This window comes from uncultured Croceicoccus sp. (genome assembly GCF_947496385.1).
In the GTDB taxonomy this organism is placed as follows: domain Bacteria; phylum Pseudomonadota; class Alphaproteobacteria; order Sphingomonadales; family Sphingomonadaceae; genus Croceicoccus.
This window is the reverse complement of the sequence record NZ_CANMCP010000004.1, coordinates 254210-275856: the sequence shown is the minus strand read 5'-3', so window position 1 is coordinate 275856 and position 21647 is coordinate 254210. Positions and strand designations below refer to the sequence as shown.

At 65.4% G+C, this 21647-nt stretch carries 19 protein-coding genes; 10 read left to right on the top strand and 9 right to left on the bottom strand.

Annotated elements, in window-relative coordinates; all coding sequences use genetic code 11:
* The first annotated feature begins 143 nt into the window (after positions 1-143).
* The 3 genes from Q0897_RS09010 (at position 144) to Q0897_RS09000 (ending at position 4202) form a co-directional block, all read left to right on the top strand.
* Positions 144-1595, top strand: coding sequence for a TonB-dependent receptor (locus Q0897_RS09010; RefSeq protein WP_299308994.1), 1452 nt, complete (start codon positions 144-146; stop codon positions 1593-1595).
* Between the two features lie 89 nt (positions 1596-1684).
* Positions 1685-2863 (top strand): acetyl-CoA C-acyltransferase, encoded by a 1179-nt coding sequence (locus tag Q0897_RS09005; RefSeq protein WP_299308993.1) that lies wholly within the window; start codon positions 1685-1687, stop codon positions 2861-2863.
* A gap of 106 nt (positions 2864-2969) precedes the next feature.
* Positions 2970-4202, top strand: coding sequence for a TetR family transcriptional regulator (locus Q0897_RS09000; protein ID WP_299308992.1), 1233 nt, complete (start codon positions 2970-2972; stop codon positions 4200-4202).
* A 36-nt stretch (positions 4203-4238) separates the two neighbouring features.
* Here Q0897_RS09000 and Q0897_RS08995 read toward each other — a convergent pair whose 3' ends face one another.
* From Q0897_RS08995 to Q0897_RS08980, 4 genes are all read right to left on the bottom strand, one after another.
* Positions 4239-5729, bottom strand: a complete 1491-nt coding sequence (locus tag Q0897_RS08995; RefSeq protein ID WP_299308991.1) for an MFS transporter — start codon at positions 5727-5729, stop codon at positions 4239-4241.
* A 254-nt stretch (positions 5730-5983) separates the two neighbouring features.
* Complete coding sequence (locus Q0897_RS08990; protein WP_299308989.1) at positions 5984-7159, bottom strand: acyl-CoA dehydrogenase; 1176 nt, start codon at positions 7157-7159, stop codon at positions 5984-5986.
* Complete coding sequence (locus tag Q0897_RS08985) at positions 7156-8463, bottom strand: MFS transporter (protein WP_299308987.1); 1308 nt, start codon at positions 8461-8463, stop codon at positions 7156-7158. Before Q0897_RS08985 ends, Q0897_RS08990 begins: the two co-directional genes overlap by 4 nt.
* 174 nt (positions 8464-8637) lie before the next feature.
* Positions 8638-9570 (bottom strand): energy transducer TonB, encoded by a 933-nt coding sequence (locus tag Q0897_RS08980; protein ID WP_299308986.1) that lies wholly within the window; start codon positions 9568-9570, stop codon positions 8638-8640.
* A 157-nt stretch (positions 9571-9727) separates the two neighbouring features.
* Here Q0897_RS08980 and Q0897_RS08975 point away from each other — a divergent pair, with 157 nt between their 5' ends.
* The 6 genes from Q0897_RS08975 to Q0897_RS08950 all read left to right on the top strand — a co-directional run bounded on the left by Q0897_RS08975 (position 9728) and on the right by Q0897_RS08950 (position 14644).
* Positions 9728-10621, top strand: a complete 894-nt coding sequence (locus Q0897_RS08975) for an STAS domain-containing protein (RefSeq protein WP_299308984.1) — start codon at positions 9728-9730, stop codon at positions 10619-10621.
* On the top strand, positions 10618-10992 hold the full coding sequence (locus Q0897_RS08970) for an STAS domain-containing protein (RefSeq protein WP_202086892.1): 375 nt from the start codon (positions 10618-10620) through the stop codon (positions 10990-10992). Before Q0897_RS08975 ends, Q0897_RS08970 begins: the two co-directional genes overlap by 4 nt.
* The gene (locus Q0897_RS08965) at positions 10989-11405 is read left to right on the top strand and encodes an ATP-binding protein (protein ID WP_299308981.1); all 417 of its coding nucleotides are present in this window, start codon (positions 10989-10991) and stop codon (positions 11403-11405) included. Before Q0897_RS08970 ends, Q0897_RS08965 begins: the two co-directional genes overlap by 4 nt.
* The gene (locus Q0897_RS08960; protein WP_299308980.1) at positions 11402-12409 is read left to right on the top strand and encodes an ATP-binding protein; all 1008 of its coding nucleotides are present in this window, start codon (positions 11402-11404) and stop codon (positions 12407-12409) included. Before Q0897_RS08965 ends, Q0897_RS08960 begins: the two co-directional genes overlap by 4 nt.
* Entirely contained in the window at positions 12406-13590 is a 1185-nt protein-coding gene (locus tag Q0897_RS08955) for an ATP-binding protein (protein ID WP_299308979.1), read from the top strand. Before Q0897_RS08960 ends, Q0897_RS08955 begins: the two co-directional genes overlap by 4 nt.
* A gap of 79 nt (positions 13591-13669) precedes the next feature.
* Entirely contained in the window at positions 13670-14644 is a 975-nt protein-coding gene (locus Q0897_RS08950; RefSeq protein ID WP_299308977.1) for a nitronate monooxygenase family protein, read from the top strand.
* Here the strand turns inward: Q0897_RS08950 and Q0897_RS08945 are convergent.
* Positions 14623-15330: a M15 family metallopeptidase gene (locus Q0897_RS08945; protein ID WP_299308976.1), complete on the bottom strand. Its 708-nt coding sequence runs from the start codon at positions 15328-15330 to the stop codon at positions 14623-14625. The two genes, Q0897_RS08950 and Q0897_RS08945, sit on opposite strands and share 22 nt — an antisense overlap.
* Positions 15331-15454: 124 nt before the next feature.
* On the opposite strand from Q0897_RS08945, the gene asd reads away from it, so the two are divergent.
* The gene (gene asd, locus Q0897_RS08940; protein ID WP_299308975.1) at positions 15455-16318 is read left to right on the top strand and encodes an archaetidylserine decarboxylase; all 864 of its coding nucleotides are present in this window, start codon (positions 15455-15457) and stop codon (positions 16316-16318) included.
* Positions 16319-16400: 82 nt separating this feature from the next.
* On the opposite strand, the gene Q0897_RS08935 is transcribed toward asd, so the two are convergent.
* The 4 genes from Q0897_RS08935 to Q0897_RS08920 form a co-directional block, all read right to left on the bottom strand.
* Positions 16401-17897, bottom strand: coding sequence for a CoA-acylating methylmalonate-semialdehyde dehydrogenase (locus Q0897_RS08935; protein ID WP_299308974.1), 1497 nt, complete (start codon positions 17895-17897; stop codon positions 16401-16403).
* Between the two features lie 351 nt (positions 17898-18248).
* Positions 18249-19691, bottom strand: a complete 1443-nt coding sequence (locus Q0897_RS08930) for an NAD-dependent succinate-semialdehyde dehydrogenase (protein WP_299308973.1) — start codon at positions 19689-19691, stop codon at positions 18249-18251.
* Positions 19692-19794: 103 nt separating this feature from the next.
* Complete coding sequence (locus Q0897_RS08925; protein WP_299308972.1) at positions 19795-20604, bottom strand: enoyl-CoA hydratase-related protein; 810 nt, start codon at positions 20602-20604, stop codon at positions 19795-19797.
* Between the two features lie 123 nt (positions 20605-20727).
* Entirely contained in the window at positions 20728-21567 is an 840-nt protein-coding gene (locus Q0897_RS08920; protein ID WP_299308970.1) for an undecaprenyl-diphosphate phosphatase, read from the bottom strand.
* Positions 21568-21647 lie beyond the last annotated feature (80 nt).

The window sequence follows — 21647 nt, the reverse complement described above, 5'->3', positions numbered from 1 at the left end:
GCGGTTGCAGGACGCGCTGAACGGATTTGGCGGTCCGGATTGCACCGGCACCACGCCGGGGGCAGAACGGCTGCCTCTATTTCAATCCCTTCATCAACAGCGCACCGGGCAATCCGGCGCTCGGCCTCGACAACCCCGCCTATGTGCCGGGGCTGGAAAACGATCCCGCTTTGCTCGATTACCTGCGCCAGCCCAGCGGCACCAACGAATCGGAGGAGCAGTTCATCGTCGATCTCGTCTTCAATGGCGAGACGGAGCTTGTCGGCCTCCCGGTCGGCTATGCGTTCGGCGGGCAATATCGCAAGACCGAGTTCGTGAGCCGGGGGATCAACCGCTTCTCCAATCCCACGCAGGTGCCCTGCGCGATCGAGGGGGATTTTTCCTGCCTCGACGATCCCAACGACAATAATTTCCCGACCGGCCCTTTCACTTTCCTCGGCCAGTTCCCCACCGCCATCTTCAATCAGAGCGTCTATGCCCTGTTTGCCGAAGCACGGGTGAACCCGTTCGACACGCTCGAGATCGTGGGCGCGGTCCGTTACGAGGATTACGGCGACCCGGTGGGCGCCACGGTCAATCCGAAGGTGTCGGCCCTGTTCGAGGCGACGGACTTTCTTTCGTTCCGCGGCTCGATCGGCACCACCTTCCGCGGGCCGCTCGCCGCCGACATCAGCCCGGCGGGCACCAGCTTTGTGCAGGGTATCGATGCGGCCGGCGGCGCGTTCAAGGCGACCGACACGGTCGGCAATCCGGAGCTGGAGCCCGAAACCGCGCTCACCTACAGCGTCGGCGCGCTCATCGATTATCGCGGCTTCAATTTCAGCGTCGATTACTGGACCTATGAATTCGAGGGCCGCTTCGCGCTGCTCCCGGTGCAGGCGATCGCCAGCGCGATTTCGAACAGCTCGGTCAGCGATGGCACGCAAAGCGTCAATTGCGACAGCCCGTTTGCGCAATTCATCACCTTTGCCGGCGGCATATGCGACGCCAATACGGTGGCGAACGATATTTCGCGCATCCGCACACAGACCGTGAACGGTCCCGACGTCACGACCCGCGGCCTCGATTTCAGCATCGGTTACAGCCGCCCCGTGGGCGGGATCGACCTGTCCCTCGGTGCGAATGCCACGCACGTCCTCGAATACAGCTTCACCGATTTCGAATATGAAGGGCTGCTCTTCGACAATGGATACGAGGCCAGCGGATTTGCCAATTACAACCGCGATCCCGGCACCGTGTCGCCCTGGCGGGCCAGCGCCTTTGTCAATGCGCGCATGGGGGCGTTCGGACTGAGCTATAATTTCACCTTCATCGATGGGGTGGATGACAATCGCTGTCCCGATGACGGGCCGTGCACGCAAACGCCCGAATTCGGCCCCACCGATTTCGGCCGCACCGTGGATTCGTTTTCCAAGCACGATATCTTCGCCAATCTGACCGTGCCGATCGCGCGGGCAAACGTGCGGTTCACCGCCGGGGTGGAAAACATCCTGGACGAGGATCCCTCGGCGGCGCGGCTCGAATACAGCTACGATCCGTTCATCGGCAATGCGCTGGGCCGGACCTACAAGCTGGGGGCGAAGGTCACGTTCTGATCCCCTGCGCGAGCCTGCGGCGAAAACCCCGGCGCAGGCTCGCCGCCCTCCCGACATAGCAGACACACCATCCGGAAAAGGACCACGCCATGCGCGACGCCGTAATCGTATCGACCGCACGAACCCCGCTCGCCAAGGCCATGCGCGGCGCGTTCAACGCCACCCACGCCGTCGAACTGGGCAGCTTCTCGGTCGCGGCGGCGGTGGAACGCGCAGGCATCGATGGCGCCGAGGTCGATGACGTGCTCATCGGTGCGGCGATGCAGCAGGGGCAACAGGCGCCCAATCTCGCCCGGCTGGTCGCGCTGCGTGCCGGGCTGCCGGTGAGCGTCGCGGGCATGACGATGGACCGGCAATGCGCATCGGGCCTGATGACCATCGCCACCGCGGCCAAGCAGATCATCGTCGACCGCATGGACATCTGCGTCGCGGGCGGCGTGGAATCGGTGTCGGCCCTGCGCGCGGGCAAGACGAATATCGTGCCGGACGAGGGGCTGATCGCGATGCACCCGGCGGCCTACATGCCGATGATCGGCACCGCCGAGGTGGTCGCCAAACGCTACGGGATCAGCCGCGAGGCGCAGGACGAATATTCGCTGCAGTCGCAGCAACGCACAGCGGCGGCGCAGCAGGCGGGCCGCCTCGACGATGAAATCGTGCCCGTCTCCACCCGCATGAACGTGAAGGACAAGGAAACAGGCGACGTCACGCAGAGCGACGTCACGATCGCGATGGACGATTGCAACCGGCCGAACACCACGCTCGAAGGGCTGGCGAAGCTGGACCCGGTCATGGGCGAAGGCCACACGATCACCGCTGGCAATGCGAGCCAGCTTTCCGACGGATCGTCTGCCGCCGTATTGATGGAGGCGGAGGTCGCGAAGGCGCGCGGACTCGAACCGCTGGGCCGTTATGTCGGCATGGCCGTTGCGGGGACCGAGCCGGACGAGATGGGCATCGGACCGGTCTTTGCCGTGCCGAAGCTGCTCAAGCGGTTCGGGCTTTCGGTCGGCGACATCGGGCTCTGGGAACTGAACGAGGCGTTCGCGGTGCAGGTGCTTTATTGCCGCGACCGGCTCGGCATTCCGGACGACCGGCTCAACGTCAATGGCGGCTCGATCTCCATCGGCCACCCGTTCGGCATGACCGGCGCACGCTGTGTCGGCCATGCGCTGATCGAGGGGCGGCGGCGCGGCGTCCGCCATGTGGTGGTGACGATGTGCGTGGGCGGCGGCATGGGCGCAGCCGGCCTTTTCGAAGTCATGTAACCGCCGGCTCCTCTCAATTCCGCCAGTTTCGAAGCAGGAGACTGGCGGAATCGGACGGGCTGCTCTAGGGACGGCGCGGCCCGGATGGCCGGATACGAAGGGTCGGATGATGAGCACCGCGGAAACCGAACGATTTGGCAGAAAACGGCAGGACGTGATCCATGCCGCGTCCACTCTCATCAACGATGTCGGCGTCAAGGGCATGACCTTTTCCGACGTGGCGCAGGCGGTCGGGCTGAACGCGACCAGCATCACCTATTATTTCGGGCGCAAGGAGCGGCTCGTCACCGCGGTGTACGAAGCCACGCTCGATCTTCTGGAACAGATGGCGACGCAGGCGCTGGCGCAGCCCGATCCGCGCGCGCGCGTCCGCCACTTCCTTCATGCCCATATCGCGCTGCGCCGCCGGATCCGCGAGGGCGAGCGCGGGCTCGTCACCGTGCTGGCGGAGATTCGCACGTTGGAGGACGAGGCGCAGAAACCGCTGCTCGATCATTACCGGCGCGTGCGCAACACGGTGCGCGATTTCTTTGGCCCGACCGCCGATCTCGACGCGAAGCTGTTGAATACCGCGCGCGCTCATATGTTGCTGGAGGCGGTGTTCTGGTGGCCGGTGTGGTCGACGCGCTATTCCATTCGCGATTTCGAACGGGTGGAGGAACGCTGGTTCGATATTCTGGAACACGGGCTTGCCGGTCGGGGCAGCGAATGGGCGCCCCATCCCCTGGGCACGGAATGGCGCTCTGCCGCGAACGAGGATCCGCAAACGCTGGACGAATTCCTGCGCGCGGCCACCACGCTCATCAATCAGCGCGGCTATCGCGGGGCGTCGGTCAACCGGATCGCGCAATCGCTCAACGTGACGAAGGGCAGCTTCTACCACCATCACAACGCGAAGGACGACCTAGTGTCGAGCTGCTTTACCCGCAGCTATGATCGCATGTCGGCGGTGCAGATCGCCGGAATCGGCAGCGACGGCGATTACTGGACCCGGCTGTGCAACACGCTGGCCGAGTTGATCGACGTGCAGTTCTTCGACGCCATGCCACTCCTGCGCACGACCGCCCTGTCCAGCCTGCCCGAGGCCGAGCGGGAGGATGTCGTGCTGCGTTCCAACCGGCTCGCCCGGCGGTTTGCGGGCATGTTGATCGACGGCATCGCGGATGGTTCGGTCCGGGCGATCGACCCGCTCATCGCGAGCCAGCTCATCATGTCCACGCTCAATTCCGCGTATGAGGCGCGGGTGTGGGCGGCGCGGTTCGACGAACCGGCCAAGGCGGTGAAATATTATGCGTGGAGCCTGTGCGCGGGCGTGTTCGCCGACCCGCCGACGGGCTAAGCCTCCCCCCGCCGGCGCAAGGCATGGCGCGGCCCGCTATCGCGCCGGCGCGCCAAAGCCGCCATCGCGCACCGTCTGCTCCCGCGCGGCGGCGGCCGTTGCGCGCAGCCGGGCAACATTCTGCAGATGCCGTTCCTCCGTGATGGGATAGAACAGCAGGAACAGGCAACCCACGATCCACAGGCTGAGCGAGGCCGGGATGTAATGGATGAGCAGGCTCTGCTCCATCGCGCGGGTCACGTCGCCGGGCACGACCTTCTCCGGAAAGCCCGACGCGTTGAGCACCAGCCCGGCGACGAAGATGCCCAATCCGGTCGAACATTGCTGCATGAAGCTCGATGCGGAAAAGAACACGCCGGCGGCATGCTTGCCGGTGCGCACGGCATGATCCTCCACCACGTCGGCGAGCATGGAACTCGTATTGATCAGCGAAATGGCGATCATCGCGCCATAGATCGCGCCAATGGCGAACAGCGTGGGCAAAAGCAGCGGATCCCCCGGCCGGAAGAACAGCCCGAGATAGGTCAGCGCGAGCGGCGAAATCCCAAGGCAGATGCCCGCGATCGCCATGATCATCGACGTATTGCGCTTACCCAGCCAGCGCGAGAACCGCGGCGCTAGCGGCGCCGCCAATGTCGCCGACACAAGCGATTCCAGGGTCAGCAACGCAATCTGCGGCGCGGTGAGGTCAAAGACATAGGTGCTGAAATACAAGGTCGACGCGCTATACAGGCCGATCGCGGTATATTTGAACACGCCGAACCCGAAAATGGCGAGGAAGGCGCGATGGCCGAACGCGGACGCCATTTCGCGCACATGGTCCCTCAGCCTGGCCTTGTGCTGCGGCGTGTCGGCCTGCCGCATGTGGCGGACCTGACCGCGCGTGCCGAGGCCGCAGACAAGGATCGCGATGAAGATGAGGATCCCCCCGCTGATCGCGAAACGGACGTAGCCGGCGGGATTGAGCTGTCCCGTCGGAAACTGCGGCGTCGCGACGAAAAACACGGCAAGGCTGAAGGCCGCGAACCCGAACGTGCCGACATATCCGAACCAGTAGCGCAGCGAGAACAGCCGCGTGCGTTCGGCATAATCGTCGGTCAGTTCGGGGTTCATCGCGGTGGCGGGAATTTCAAACGCGCTGATTGAAATGCGGGTCAGTGCGGCAAGGGTAAAGATCCACACCCCCATCTGCAAATCGGTCAGGCCGCCCGGCGGAAACCATGCCACGACAAAGAAGAACGCCGTCGGCACAGCGGAACCGAAGATAAAGGGATGCCGCCGGCCCATGCGCGACCGCGTCACGTCGGACCAGCGCCCGATGAACGGATCCGCCACCGCATCGACCAGCAGCGTGAGCGCAATCGCGGTCGATACGACGACGGCGGGCACGCCGACGACCTGATTGTAGAAAAGCAGCAGATAGGTGGAGAAGGCCGCGTTCTTCACCCCGGTCGCGACCGCGCCGAAGCCATAGCACAGGCGGGGGCCGCGCGGGATCGTGCGCGTTTCGATTTCGGCGCCGCTCATGCCGCGCCCCCCGCGCATACCGAATCTTCAGCAAGGCGGCCCATCGCAGCTTCGGTTCCGATGGCAGGCGCGCCCGTGGCAGGAACGCCGGACGGGCTGTCCCTGCCGCATCTGTAACAAATCCGGGAATGGACCGGTTGTTCGAAATTGCTCTGACTGTGCATCGGCCTCTCCGCCAGCCTGCTTGTGCAGGCGTTTGGAGAAACATACCCGATATATTAATGAGGGCAAGCCTTGTCCGCCGGGCGAACGATTCAGAACGCGGACAACCCCGTGATCGCATGGCCGAGGATGAGCGCATGCACGTCATGCGCCCCTTCGTAGGTGTTCACCGTTTCCAGGTTCATCATGTGGCGGATGACCTGATATTCCTCCGAAATGCCGTTGCCGCCGTGCATGTCGCGGGCCATGCGCGCGATGTCGAGCGCCTTGCCGACATTGTTGCGCTTCACCATCGACACCATTTCGGGGGCGAAGCGATGCTCGTCCATCAACCGCCCGACGCGCAGGCTGGCCTGAAGCCCGAAGGCGATGTCGCTCATCATCTCGGCGAGTTTTTTCTGGTAAAGCTGCGTCGCGGCGAGCGGCCGGCCGAACTGCTTGCGATCGAGGCCATATTGCCGCGCGGCGTGAAAGCAGAACTCCGCCGCGCCCATCGCGCCCCAGCTGATCCCGTAGCGCGCGCGATTGAGACAGCCGAGCGGCCCCTTCATCCCCTCCACATCGGGCAGCAGCGCATCGGCGCCGACGCGCACGCCCTCCATCACGATCTGTCCCGTCGTGGATGCGCGCAGGCTCATCTTTCCACCGATCTTCGGCGCGGAAAGCCCCTTCATCCCCTTTTCCAGGATGAAGCCGCGGACCTTGCCGCCATGCGCCTCCGACTTGGCCCACACCACGAACACGTCGGCGAAAGGGGCGTTGGAAATCCACGTCTTCGTCCCGTCGAGGATGAAACCATCGCCATCGCGCCGCGCGAACGTCCGCATCGACGACGGGTCCGATCCGGCGTCGGGCTCGGTCAGGCCGAAACAGCCGATCGCCTGCCCCGATGCCAGCGCGGGCAGATATTTGCGGCGCTGTTCCTCCGAACCATAGGCGTGGATGGGGTAGATCACGAGGCTGGATTGCACCGACGCCATCGAGCGATAGCCCGAATCGACCCGCTCGATCTCCCGCGCGACGAGACCGTAGGCGACATAGCTTGCGCCGACGCCGCCATACTCCTCCGGCAGCGTCACGCCGAGCAGGCCCGCCTCCCCCATCATGGGGAACAGTTCGGGGGCATCGCGCTCCTCCCGATAGGCGGCGATCACGCGCGGCTGCAATTCGCCTTGCGCGAAACCGCGGGCGGCATCGGCAATCATGCGCTCGTCCTCGTGCAATTGCCCGGCAAGGTCGAACGGGTCGTCCCAGTTGAAACCGATCACGCTGTCTTCTCCATTTCAGGCTCGACCTCCGCCACCCAGTCACCGGGCAGGCGCCGCGCCGCCAGCACCATCAATATCGCCGCGATCACATAGAGCAATTGCGAGCCAAGCATCGACCAGCGCAGCGCCTCCGTCCCGAAATGCGGGGTCAGCAGATCGGACACCGCGCCCAGTGCATAGATCCCGCCGCCCAGCCCCAGCAGGTTATTGATGAGCAGGAACAGCGCGGAGGCCGTCGAACGCTGCGCCGGGATGACGAGATGCTGCACCGCGGTAAGCACCGGGCCGAGCCAGATATAGGCCAGCGCCTGCGGAATGAGGAACAGGAAGAACGCGAGCGTCACATTATCGGTAAGCACCGCGGCCGAAAACAGCGGCACCGCGACGATATAGGCGAGCGCGGGCAGGCGCGCATACCATGCCTTGTTCGCCTGCCCCAGCCGATCGGCGAAGAACCCGCCCGCCAGCACCCCGGAAATCCCCCCGATCAGCATCAGCGCGCCGAGGAAATAGGAGGTTTCGAGCAAGGACAGCCCGAAGCTGCGCTGCAACAGGCTGGGTTTCCAGAACAACACGCCATAGCCCAGCATCGACCCGCTCGCCGCGCCGAACGCCAGGAACCAGAACGACGGTTTCTTTGCCAGGATGCGCGCGACATGGCCGATGGAGGCATTGTCCGATGCCGCCTGCCGCGCCGCAGCGTCCACCGGGTTCGCGCGCGGAAAATCCTTCACCACATATTTGAACAGCGGGGCCAGCACGACGCCCGCCATGCCCACGACGAAGAACGCCAGCCGCCAGTCCACCGTCGCCGCGATATAGCCGCCGACCAGGACGCCCGCCGCCGAGCCCAGCGGAATGCCCATGGAGTAGATGGCGAGTGCGAAGGCGCGTTTGTTCGACGGGAAATAATCGCCGATGATCGCATAGGACGGCGCGACGCCGCCCGCCTCCCCCACCCCGACGCCGAGCCGGGCGAGGAAGATATGCCAGAACCCCTGCGCCAGCCCGCATAGCGCGGTGAACCCGCTCCATATCACGAGGCTGACGGTGATGACCCAGCTGCGGCTCGTGCGGTCCGCGACCGAGGCGAGCGGCACCGCGAGCGTGGAATACAACAGCGCAAAGGCGAACCCGCCGAGCAGGCCCATCTGCCCGTCGGACAGGCCGAGATCGGCCTGTATCGGGGGGGCGAGAATGGCGAGAATCTGCCGGTCGAGGAAATTGAAGATGTAGACGAGGAGCAGCATGGCGAGCACGAGCCCGCGCGGCCGGGGGGTTTCACGCACAGCGGCCGTCGACATACCCAATCTCCCAATTTTGTTTCTATCGGGCGATCTTCTGTCCTTTCCTGCCTACGATGGCAAGCGTCATAATGGTCTATTCCTTTCAGGGCGTCCCGCGATGATTGACGACCGTCGCCATTCTATCCGATCCGCCTATATGCGGTGACAGGCGAAAAAAGAATTGGACTTGTCTTACCGAAACCGAAAATCGACCGTTCCGCGGTAATAGCTGGCGATCGGTTCGCCGCCTGCATTTATGGCGGGTTCGAAGACGACCGTATTCATCATGCCGTGGCATACCGCATCGCCAAAATCGGTATCAGGGCCGCTGCCGGACTGAATATGGCACGCTGTCGCAAGGCCTGCGCTGTCGACCATCACGCGATACTCGACCAGCCCTTCTATTCTGTCGAGATTCTGCTGATCGGGATAATTCAGCCAAGGGGCGGTTTCATCGACCATCCTGACCGGGCTTCGCAGCGTGCGATGCGCAGCGATATCGAGGCCCCAGTGGGAGAGCAGGTTTTCGGAGCAGGCATTCATCGCTTTCGTCGCGGCGGCGAGCGGCCCGGTTGCGAGAATCAGATCGCCATCCACCAGTCCTTCGAACGCAACACGGTCCGACCCTGCCAGCGCATCGATGGAAAGGGCGGGCAGGTGGTAGGGCTCGTCCTGCTCCTTTTCCTTTTCCGGTCCCTGAAGGGTGGGCCGCACGGCGCTCGCCACGGTGATGAACCGTCCGTCCGCCATGCTCGCGCTCTTTACCCGCGCCTCCATCGCTTCACCCATCGCTTCACCGGTTTTGCCGAAACGCACGCCGATCTGCGGCGGGCTGACGCTACGCGCGGTCTTTTGATCGATCGCATAATGGGGATAGGGCCGCACACGCAGCTGCGCATACCGGCTGATCAGAGTGATGCGCACCCGCTCGGACGGCCCGAACTGTTCGATCATCAGGCCGGTTTCATCCTCGCCCTCCCCGAATATCCGGACAAGCTGGCAGCTGTCCTCGCCATAGTTCATCGTCCATGGTTCGGTGGGGCGAAGCACGAGGGGATCGCGCGCGGCGGCCGGTTGCGCCGATGCGATGCTGGCGGCGGCGGCGATGGCCAGTGATCTTCGCATGGCGGTCGTTCTCCCCTTCGTCGGGCCATCGCCTATCACGCCCCGTCTGTCCCGCACCAGCGGGAATAGTCCGTAAACGATGTCATTGCCGCTTGCCATGCTCCCGGTTTTTCACGATCAGAGGAATCGATATTCCCCGAAAATTCGAAAGCGCTTCATGCCCGAAACCAATTTGAAGACCGTTCTGGACATCCTCAAGGACGATGAGACGGGCGTCCTGACCGACTGGATCGAACAGGCCGACGAGGACGGCGCCAAGCGCAGCGACCTGTTCTCCGAACGCGAGGAACGCGACCAGGCCGCGAGTCTGCTGCGCGCGTTCCGTTCCGGCGTGCGCGACGGATATCGCGACGGCGATTTCGACCTGGAGGACGATTACTGGGCCGATCTGCGCGGGATCCTCGCGGAAATCACCTATGAACGCGTCGAGCGCGGCGTGTTGCCGAGCGAGATGGCTTCCTTCGTGCTCAGCCTCAAGGTGACCATGTTCGAGCGGCTCAAGGAACGGTTGAAGGAGGAGCCGGACCGGCTGGTCAATGAAATCCTGCTCGTGACGAAGGCCATCGATGCCTTTGCCATCTACACGACCGAGGTGTTCATCCGCGAGCGCGAGCAGGTCATCGAACGCCAGCGCGACGAGATGCTGGAACTGTCGACGCCGGTCGTCGAATTGTGGGACAAGGTGCTGACCCTCCCGCTCATCGGCACGCTCGACAGCCTGCGTGCGCAGGAGGTGATGGAAAACCTGCTCGAGGCGATCGTGGCAAAGCAGGCGGAGGTCGTCATCGTCGACATCACCGGGGTCAAGACCGTCGATACGCAGGTGGCACAGCATCTGCTGCGCACCGCCGCCGCCGTCCGGCTCATGGGCGCGCAATGCATCGTGAGCGGGATCAGCCCAAAGATCGCGCAGACCATGGTGCAGCTCGGCGTGGACGTGGGCGAGGTGAAGACGCGCTCGTCGATCCGCAATGCGCTTACCGATGCGCTGACGGCCGTGGGCGTCGCCATTCTCCCGATCGAGCGGCTCGACCGCGTCACGGCAAAATGAACGCCGCGTCCATCTATTCGGTCGAGGGCATATTGCTGGTCTCGATCCGGGCCGACATCGCCGACAGCGACATCATCGATCTGCAGGATGTCCTGTCGCAGCGGATCGCCGATACGGGCGCGCGCGGCGTGGTGATCGACATTGCCGAGCTCGACATCGTGGACACGTTCGTGGGCCGCGTGCTGGCGCAGGTGACGTCCATATCGAAGCTGCTCGATGCCGAAACCTATGTCGTCGGCATGCGCCCCGCGGTCGCCATGACGCTGGTCGAACTCGGCATGTATCTGCCCGGCAATCGCACCGCCCTCACGCTGAGCCATGCATTGGCCCGGATGCGGGAGGACGGGCTGACGGACGATAGCGCCGGATGATCCTCAAGGGCGGTCGCAGGATCGCGCTGCTGGACCTCGTCACCGATCGCGACGTCGCCATCGCCCGCCGGCGGGTCGGCGATGCCATGGCAAAGCGCGGATGCCGCGAATTGATGCAGACGCGTTTCGTCACGGCGGTAAGCGAGATCGCCCGCAATGCCATCGTACACGGCGGGGGCGGGCGGCTCGCGATCTACGAGTTTCCGGGCAATCGCAAGATCGGCATCGAATGCATCGACGAGGGGCCGGGCATCGCCGACGTGGAGCAGGCGATGACCGACGGTTTTTCGACGCGCGACAGCCTCGGTCGCGGATTGGGTGGAGCCAAAAGGCTGTCTCATGAGTTCGAGATAGAGACCCATGGAGAAACAGGCACGATTGTCCGCATGACCGGATTACAGAATACACGATGAGCGAATGGCTCAAGATCGCGGAACCCAGCACGGTCGCGGAGGCGCGCCGCCGTGCGCGCCGCCATGCGGGTGCGGCGGGGCTCGGCTCGATCGCCACCGAACATGTCGCCATCGTCGCCACCGAAATCGCGCAGAACATCCTGCGCCACGGCGGCGGGGGCCGGATGCTGACTTGCATTACCGGTGCGGCGGGGCATGTACGGCTGCACGTGATCGGCATCGACGACGGGCCGGGCATCGAAAGGCTCGGGAAGATGATGAAGGATGGCGTGTCCACCCGCGATTCCGCCGGGACCGGGCTTGGCGCGATCGCGCGCTTGTCCGACCGGTTCGACATCATGACCGCGCGGGGCAAGGGCACCGCCATCATGAGCGAGTTCGTGCTCAAAACCGCGGCGATGAGCGATCTTTGCGATGAGGCCGGCATGCGCACTCCTTTTCCGGGCGAGCGGGAATGCGGCGACCAGATCGCGATGAAGCAGGCCGGCCCGGTCAGCATCTACATGCTGTGCGACGGGCTGGGCCATGGGGCGAAGGCCGCCGTCGCCGCGGACACCGCGCGGCGCGTGTTTCTCGACACGCCGGGGGAGGATCCGGCCGCACTGCTCGCCGCGATGGGAGCAGGGCTTGCGGGCACGCGCGGGGCGGTGGCCGCGGTCGTGACCGTGGACCGGGCGCAGGGCACGCTCTCCTATGCCGGCATCGGCAATATCTCGACGATGATCGTGCAGGGCGGCGCGATCAAGCGGCTTCCCGTGCGGGACGGCCTGCTCGGCGGGCGGGCGGCGTCCCCCCATACCGAGCAATGCGCGCTCGCGCCCGATGCGACCGTGCTGATGCATTCGGACGGGGTGAGCACGCTGCGCGGGTTGGAGCGGCGCGGGCCGCTGTTCTATCGCAGCGCGCCGATCATCGCCGCGACCCTGCTCGACGAAAATACGCGCGGCCGCGACGATGCGAGCATTCTTGCCGCCCGCATGACCCCGGCGAGGGTGGGCGAATGATCGACATCATCACCGTCCGCATCGCCGCAGAGGCCGATATCGCCCGCGTCCGGCAGGTTGCCGACAAGGTCGCGCAATCCTTCGGCCTCGAAAGCTTCGCGCGCACCCGCATGGTGACCGCCGTGCTCGAAATCTCGCGCAACGCGCTTCAATACGGGGGCGGCGGGCAGGTGCGTTTTTCCGCCACGCCGAAACCGGGCGGTTCCGAAATCGGCGTGCGCGTCACCGACCAGGGCACCGGCATCGACAATCCCGCCGCATTCGAGCGCGAGCGGCGCCCCTATCTCGAAACGAAGGCCGCGACCCGCGGGCTGGGCCTGGGGTTGAGCGGGGTCAAGCGGCTCGCCGACAATTTCGACATCGCCTCCTCGCCGCAGGGAACGCGCGTGGCGATGGCCTTTTTCGTGCCCGTCCCCGCCGACGAGATCGCCCGGCGCGCGGCCGCGGCGGCCGAAGCGGTGCTCGGCCTCGGCAGCGCGGACCCCATCGCCGAACTCTCCCGTCAGAACCGCGAGCTTGCCGCCGCGATGGCGGAGCGCGAACTGCTCATCGACGAGGTGCACCACCGTACCGGCAACAATCTCGCCCTCATCGTCAGCTTCATCCAGATGAGCAAGCGCAAGGCCGCCTCCCCCGAAACGCAGCAGGCCATGGCCGAGCTGGAAGCGCGGGTGCATTCCGTCGCCCGCGTGCATCAGGAACTCCAACGCGCGCAGCAGAGCGACCGCATCGAATTGCTCCCGCTGCTCGAAAACGTGGCGAAACATGCGAGCGACGCTTTTTCCAGCGTCAATCTTTCCGTCGACATCGACGTGGCCGGCGAACCCGTGGAGGTCGTGAGCAGTACGGCCATCGATTTGGGCCTGATCGTGGGCGAATTGATAACGAATGCGTTCAAACATGCGTTCGAGGGGCGCAGCAAGGGCCGCATCACCATCCGCTTCGATCGCACGGAGGGCACCGATCCCGGCTGGGTCCTGATCGTGCGCGACGACGGTGTCGGCACGCCGGAGGATGCGCGGCCCGACCGCCCGCAATCGCTGGGCTGGCGCATGATCCGGGCGATGTCCGCGCGCCACGCCGCCAATATCGAAACCGACGGCAGCGACGGGTTCTGCTGCGCCATCACCTTTCCCCAGTCGGTCGTGCGCGCGCCGGACGCCGCCGATACGGAGGGGTAATGCCGCTTTTGCCGCCGGCGGGGCTGGCATGGGGGCAGGCTGTCCTGTAGACCGGCGGCAAAACCGTTGGAGACATGCCTTGGCCCGACCTGCGCTATTCGATTCTCTGCGCCTTCCGCTCATCTGCGCGCCGCTTTTCATCATCTCCAATCCGCGCACGGTGATTGCGCAATGCACCGCCGGCGTGGTCGGCTCCTTTCCCGCGCTCAATGCCCGGCCCGCCGGCATGCTGGATAAATGGCTCCACGAAATTACCGAGGCGCTGGCCGCGTGGGACCGCGACAATCCGGACCGCCCCGCCGCGCCCTTTGCCGTGAATCAGATCGTCCACCGCTCCAACGACAGGCTGGAGACCGACATGGCGGTTTGCGAAAAGCACAAGGTGCCGATGGTCATCACCTCGCTCGGCGCGCGGGAGGAGGTCAACCAGGCCGTCCATGGCTGGGGCGGGATCACCATGCACGATGTCATCAACGACCGTTTCGCGCACAAGGCGGTGGACAAGGGCGCCGACGGGCTGATCGCGGTGGCGGCGGGTGCGGGCGGGCACGCGGGCGCCCTCTCGCCCTTTGCCCTGATGCAGGAAATCCGCGACTGGTTCGAGGGGCCGCTGGCGCTCTCGGGCGCGATTGCGACGGGCCGCTCCATCCTCGCGGCGCAGGCGATGGGGGCCGATTTCGCCTATTCGGGCTCGATGTTCATCGCGACCGAGGAAGCGAACGCGGACGAACGATACAAGCAGATGGTCGTCGACAGCGGCGCCTCCGACATCGTCTATTCCAATCTTTTCACCGGCGTGCACGGCAATTACCTGCGCGGGTCGATCGAAAACGCAGGGATGAACCCGGACGATCTTCCGACGAGCGATCCGTCCAAAATGGATTTCGGCGGGTCGAAGGCGAAGGCGTGGAAGGACGTGTGGGGGTGCGGCCAGGGCATCGGCACGGTGAAGGCCGTCGAACCGGTCGCCGCCAAGGTCGAGCGGCTTTCGCGCGAATATCACGCGGCGAAGGCGGAGTTGAACCGCGACGCCTATCCCGACGCCGCAGCCTGATCCCGCGACAGATAGCGCCATTCGGGCGGCAATTGCGCATCCGATACCGGCGCGTATCGTTCGTAATCCGCGCGCGGCAGGCGGTAATCCCACCATTCGGAGGGAAGCCCGACGAGCGGCACGCCCGTTTCGCCCGCCGCCGCCCGCACGGCGCCGTCCAGAGCGCGGCGATTCTCCGCGATCACAGCGCGCCGGTCGGGATCGACGTCGGCAAAATCATGGGCGCGATCCGATTGGCTCTGGCCTGCTTCTGTAAAATCGTCGAACGGCGTGCCGAAATCCAGATCGCCTGCATCGCCGAACGGTTGAATGTCGATCGCCATGCCGCGAGGGTGCGCGCCGGTGCCCGGCACGGCGAGCAGATGGCCCGGCACATCGGGACGGAGCGCCGCCATCGCCTGCTGCGCCTCGACCGGGCGGAAACAATCGAGCACGCGTATGCGATGGCCCGTCGCCTCGTGATAGATGCGCCCGGCGACATCGAACGCGGCGAGGAAACCCGCCTCCCTCAGCATGGTCACGTCCCGCCGATAGAGCGCGCCGAAACCGTTCACCGGGCACGCCGGATCGGCATAGGCGGGAACGATTGCGAAAACCCGTGGGTTCAATATGCGGGCGCAGGGCACGAGCACGAGGCCGTCGGACATCTCGAACCGGTCCATCATCGCCATGCCGCGCGCCTTCATGATCGGGGGGAATGGCAACGATCTACACGCCCCGCGCGCCTCGACGCAAGAGTGTGCAGGGCCTACACCAACGGGACAACAGGGTCGCAGCATCCCCGCCGCGCCCGCCGCACGGGGAACGCGAATGGCCGACCGACTGAAAATCTGGGCACAGCATCTGATGCCGAAACGGCGCATGACGCAGCTCGCCGGGCGCGTCGCCGGGGCACAGGGCGGCGCGTGGACGCAGGCGCTCATCCGCTGGTTCGTGAAACGGTACGATGTCGACATGACAGAGGCGCAGGATCCCGACCTCGCCAGCTATGACAGCTTCAACGCGTTCTTCACCCGCCCCTTGCGCAAAGGGGTGCGCCCCATCGCCGATGCCCCCTTCGTCAGCCCGGTGGACGGCGCGGTCAGCCAGTTCGGCGCCATCGACGACCACCGCATGGTGCAGGCGAAGGGGCATAGCTTCACCACGACGGAGCTGCTCGCCGGGGATGCCGATCTCGCCGCGCGGTTCCGCCATGGCAGCTTCGCCAACGTGTATCTGTCGCCGCGCGATTACCACCGCATCCACATGCCGTGCGACGGGCGGCTGATCCGCATGATCTACGTCCCCGGCGCCTTGTTCAGCGTCAATCCCGCGACCGCGCGCGGGGTGAAGGGGCTGTTTGCGCGAAACGAGCGTATCGTCTGCGTCTTCGAATCGGCCGAGCATGGGCCGTTTGTCATGGTGCTCGTCGGGGCGACCATCGTGGGCAGCATGGCCACGGTATGGCACGGCGTCGTCAATCCCCGCCGCACCGGGCGCATGGCCGAATGGGCCTATGGCAAGCATGACATCGTCCTCGCCAAGGGGGAGGAAATGGGCCGGTTCCTCCTCGGATCGACGGTCATCATGCTGTTCGAGGCGGACACCATTGCCTTTAACGGGGATTGGGCGCCGGAGCATTCCGTCCGTCTCGGCGAGAGGATGGGCGATGCTCTTTCCAGCGGCGGTGCCTGACCCTCTCTCCATCATGCCATGAAAAAAGCCCCGCCCCGACAATGCGGAGCGGGGCCTTTTTCGGGCAGACAGCCGGGCCGTCCTATCCCATCGTCGGGATGACAAAGGCGTTTTCGCCCGTCGCCGACCCGTCGGGCCAGCGCTGCGTCACGGTCTTCACCTTGGTCCAGAAGCGCATGCCGTCCATGCCATACTGATTGTGGTCGCCAAAGCCGGACCGCTTCCACCCGCCAAAGCTGTGATAGCTGACCGGGACGGGGATCGGCACGTTGATGCCGACCATGCCGACCTGCACCCGGTTCGCGAATTCGCGCGCGGCATGGCCGTTGCGGGTAAAGATCGCGACGCCATTGCCATATTGATGCTCGCTCGGCAGGCGGACGGCATCCTCGAAATTGTCGGCACGCACCATTTGCAGGACGGGGCCGAAAATCTCTTCCTTGTAGCTTTCCATGTCGGTGGTGACCCGGTCGATCAGCGTCGGGCCGACGAAGAAACCATCCTCGTGCCCCTGCAGGCTGAAGCCGCGGCCGTCGATGACGATCTCGCCGCCTTCCTTCTCCGCCGTGGCGATCCAGTTCTCGATCCGCTGCTTGTGTTCCGGGGTCACGACCGGGCCGTATTGCGCCTCGGGATCGTTCGACACGCCGACGCGGAGCTTCTCGATCGCGGGGATGAGCTTGTCCTTCAACCGCTCGGCCGTATCCGCGCCCACCGGGACGACGACCGGCAACGCCATGCAGCGTTCGCCCGCCGAACCGAAGGCCGCCCCGACGAGGTCGTTGACCGTCACGTCGAGATCGGCATCGGGCATGACGATGCCGTGGTTCTTCGCGCCGCCCATCGCCTGCACCCGCTTGCCAGCGGCGACACCGCGGTTGTAGACGTAATGCGCGATGTCGGACGACCCAACGAAGCTGACCGCCGCGATGGCCTCGTGGTCGAGAATGGCGTCGACCATTTCCTTGTCGCCGTGCACGACCTGCAGGATGCCTTCGGGTCCGCCGGCCTCCACGAACAATTCGGCGAGGCGCACCGGCACGGACGGATCGCGCTCCGACGGTTTCAGGATGAACGCATTGCCGACCGCGATGGCCATCGCCGACATCCACAGCGGGATCATCGCCGGGAAATTGAACGGGGTGATGCCCGCCCCGATGCCGAGCGGCTGCCGCATGGAATAGACATCGATGCCAGGGCCTGCGCCTTGCGTATATTCGCCTTTGAGAACCTGCGGGATGCCGCAGGCGAATTCGACCACCTCGAGCCCGCGCTGCACGTCGCCCTTCGCATCGTCGACCACCTTGCCATGCTCGCTTGCGAGGAGTTCGGCGAGCGATTGCATGTTCTGCTCGATCAGCTCCTTGTACCGGAACATCACGCGGGCGCGGCGCTGCGGATTGGTGGCGGCCCATGCGGGCTGCGCTTCCTGCGCGGCGGCGACGGCGGCGTCGAGCACGGACTTGTCGCCGAGCTTCACCTCGGCCTGAACCTGGCCTGTGGACGGGTTCCAGATCTTGTGCGTGCGGCCGGTGCCCTGTGGCACGGTTCCGGTGATGAAATGGTCAACGTGGCGCAATGTAGGTTCCTTCCCTTGGTCGTTTGCGTTCGCCTTGACCGCGTGTCGCGACCCGGTCGGGGCGACGCGCGGGGCGGCGGGTATTCCATTCTGTCAGGTCCGTCATTTCCGCATACCGGCGGACCCGTTGTCGTTTCGCTGCCTTGGCGGGACAGGATGCGAGGGCGATGCCATCGCGCTCATAAGCCTGCGTCCAAAGGCCGGTCAATAATACCCGGCCCCGCACGCGATGCCGCCAGCGCATGCCATCGTGCCCGTGCTTAGTCCCGGGGCGGGCCGGACGGTAACTAATCACTATCATAGGGTCGCATCGTCGCGGGGCGGGCGCGGGCGCGGGCGGCATGCCGCGCCTCATATCCCGATGCAGACATATTTGATCTCCAGATAATCCTCGAGCCCGTGGGAGGATCCCTCCCGCCCGAGGCCCGATTGCTTCACCCCGCCAAAAGGCGCGACCGCGGTGGAGATGAGCCCGGTGTTCACGCCCACGATGCCCGCCTCCAGTGCTTCCGATACCCGGAACATCCGCGAAAGGTCGCGGGTGTAGACATAGCTGGCAAGACCGAACTCGGTATCATTGGCCCACCGGATCGCATCCGCCTCGTCTGTAAAGCGGACGAGGCCGGCCACGGGGCCGAAGGTTTCATCGCGCGTGATCTGCATATCCTGCGTCACGTCGGACAGCACGGTGGGTTCGAACCACGTGCCGCCCCGGTCGGGCTGCTTCCCCCCGATGAGGACAGTGGCGCCCTTTTCCCTCGCATCGTCGAGATGTTCGTTGATCTTGGACAGCGCCTTTTCATCGATCATCGGACCGATATCGACGCCGTCGTCGATACCGCGGCCGATCGTCATCGCGCGCACCCGTTCGACGAGCCGGTCGGCGAACGCATCGTAAATGCCATCCTGCACGTAGAACCGGTTGGTGCACACGCAGGTCTGCCCGCCATTGCGGAATTTCGACGCGATGGCGCCATCGACCGCGGCATCGAGATCGGCATCGTCGAACACCAGGAACGGCGCGTTTCCGCCCAGTTCGAGCGACATCTTCTTGATCGTATCGGCGCTCTGCCGCATGAGTTCGCGCCCCACCTCGGTCGATCCGGTAAAGCTGATCTTGCGGACCGTCCTGCTCTGCGTGAGCGCGCCGCCGATGGCCGATGCGCTTCCGGTAACGATGTTGAACACGCCCGCCGGAACCCCCGCCTTTTCGGCAAGGACCGCAAGCGCCAGCGCCGAGAGCGGCGTTTGCGACGCAGGTTTCAGCACGAAGGTGCAGCCCGCCGCGAGCGCGGGGCCGAGCTTTCGCCCGATCATCGCCGACGGGAAGTTCCAAGGGGTGATCGCGCCGACGACGCCGACCGGCTGACGATAGGTCAGGATGCGCTTGTCCGCATCGTGCGGCGGGATGATCTCGCCATAGGCGCGCTTGCCTTCCTCCGCGAACCATTCGATGAAGCTGGCGGAATAGCCGATCTCACCCACCGCCTCGGCCATCGGCTTGCCCTGCTCGCGCGAGAGCAGCTCGCCGAGCGCCTGGCTATGCTCCATCATGAGCTCGAACAGGCGGCGCAGGATGGCGGATCGCTCGCCTGCGGTTTTCGCGCGCCATTGCGGCATCGCGGCCTCCGCCGCGGCGATGGCGCGTTTCGTTTCCGCGCTGCCCATATCGGGGACGCGGGCGAGCGTTTCGCCGGTGGCGGGGTCGGTGACGGCGATACTGCCGCCATCATCGGCGCCGACCCATTTGCCGCCGATGGGGCAGGTCTCGCGGATGAAATCGGTGTATTGCATGGGGCTTTATCCTCGTAAGATGGGCAAGAAGTGGCGCCTTGCCTTGCACAAGTCTGCGACGGTCCCGGATGTTCCGCGACGCCGCCCCGTTCCGGCGCCCACTTCAGACGGAGCGGTAATCCGCTTTTCGCTTTTCCATGAAGGCGCCGATCCCTTCGCTCGCCTCGGCCCCGGCGCCGGCCTGCGCAATCGACCGCAGTTCCAGTTCGAGCTGCGTGGACAAATCGTTCTGCATCCCGGCATAGAGCAGGCCCCGCGCCGCGCCCCATGCCCGCGACGGCGCATCGGCCAGCGCCTGTGCCCGCGCGGCCGCCACCTCGGCCAGTTCATCATCGGCGACCGCCTCGGTGACGAGACCGATCGCGGCGGCTTCGTCCGCGCCGATACGCCGGTTCTCGAACACGATCCGCTGCGCCGCGCGCAGGCCGACGAGCCGCGGCAAAGTCCAGCTCATCCCGCCGTCGGGCGTCAGTCCGATCGCGCCATAGGCGGCGGTGAAATGCGCCGATTGCGCCGCGATCACGACATCGCCCGCGATTGCAAGGCTCATCCCCGCGCCGGCCGCCGGACCGTTGACGATGCACAGCAGCGGCTTCTCCATCGCCGCGAGCCGCGCCACGGCAAGGTTGAGCGTGCCCACAAGCGCGCTCAGATGGGACGCCCGGCCCTCACCCGCCCCCATGATTTCGGACAGATCGCCGCCCGCACAAAACAGCCGCCCCGCACCGGTCATCACGACGCAGCGCACATCGGGATCGTCGCCGACCGTGATCGCGGCGCGGTGCAACGCACTGGCCAGCGACAGGCCGATGGCATTGCCCGCCTTCGGCCGGTTCAGCACGAGACGCGCCACCGCACCGTCGCGTTCGATCCGCACGGGCGCGTCGTCCGTTTCCGAATGGTCTGCCTGCATCCTCGTCGCTCCTTCGTCATGGGTCGTGGCCGCCCGCCGCATCGTGCGGCCCTGCATGCGTAGACCTTTCGCTGCGCCCGGGGAAACTGCCCAACAGGTCAGCCCGCGTCGCGCATCCTGCAATTATTGCGCGGGCACGACCCCTGTCCAGAGCAGCGCCAGCAGGCCGAGCCCCGCCGCCACGCGATAGATCACGAAAATGTTGAAGCTGCGCGTGGAGATATAGCGCAGGAACATCACGATCACCGCATAGCCCACGACAAACGCCACAAGCGTCGCAAGCGCGGTTTCGCCGACGCCCAGCCGCCCGAATTCGCCCCAGCTATCGAACAGCTTGTAGAACCCCGATGCCAGAACGGCGGGAATGGCGAGCAGGAAGGAGTAACGCGCCGCCGCCTCCCGCGTGTAGCCCATGGCGCGGCCCGCGCTGATCGTGCCGCCGGAGCGCGACACGCCGGGGATCAGCGCCATCGCCTGCGCAAAGCCGTAAAGGATGCCGTCGCGCCAGCTCAGCCGGTCGAGCGTCTTGACCCGCGCGCCGAACCGGTCGGCAAGGCCGAGCACGATGCCGAAGCCGATGAGCATGGTCGCCGTGATGTAGAGATTGCGCAGCGACGTTTCGATCGCATCCTGAAACAGCAGGCCGAGGATCGCGATGGGCAACGTGCCGATAATCACGAGCCAGCCCATGCGCGCCGCGTTTTCATCGCGCGCCGCATCCCCGCCGATCCCGGTGAGCGAATGCAGCCAGGACATCGAGATGTGCCAGATGTCCTTCCAGAAATAGATGATGACCGCCGCCTCGGTCCCGATCTGGCTGATCGCGGTGAAGGCGGCGCCCGGATCCTCGCCCGAGGGGAGCAGCGCGCCCGCGATGCGCAGATGCGCACTCGACGAGATGGGCAGGAACTCGGTCAGTCCCTGGATCAGGCCAAGGATGGCGGCCTCTAGCCAGCTGTTCATGGTGGTCGGTTGCTTTCTGTGTCGAGAGCGAAAGGGGCCGCGTCGGCTGCATAGCGTCCTAAGCCGCGCCCGGCGCGGTG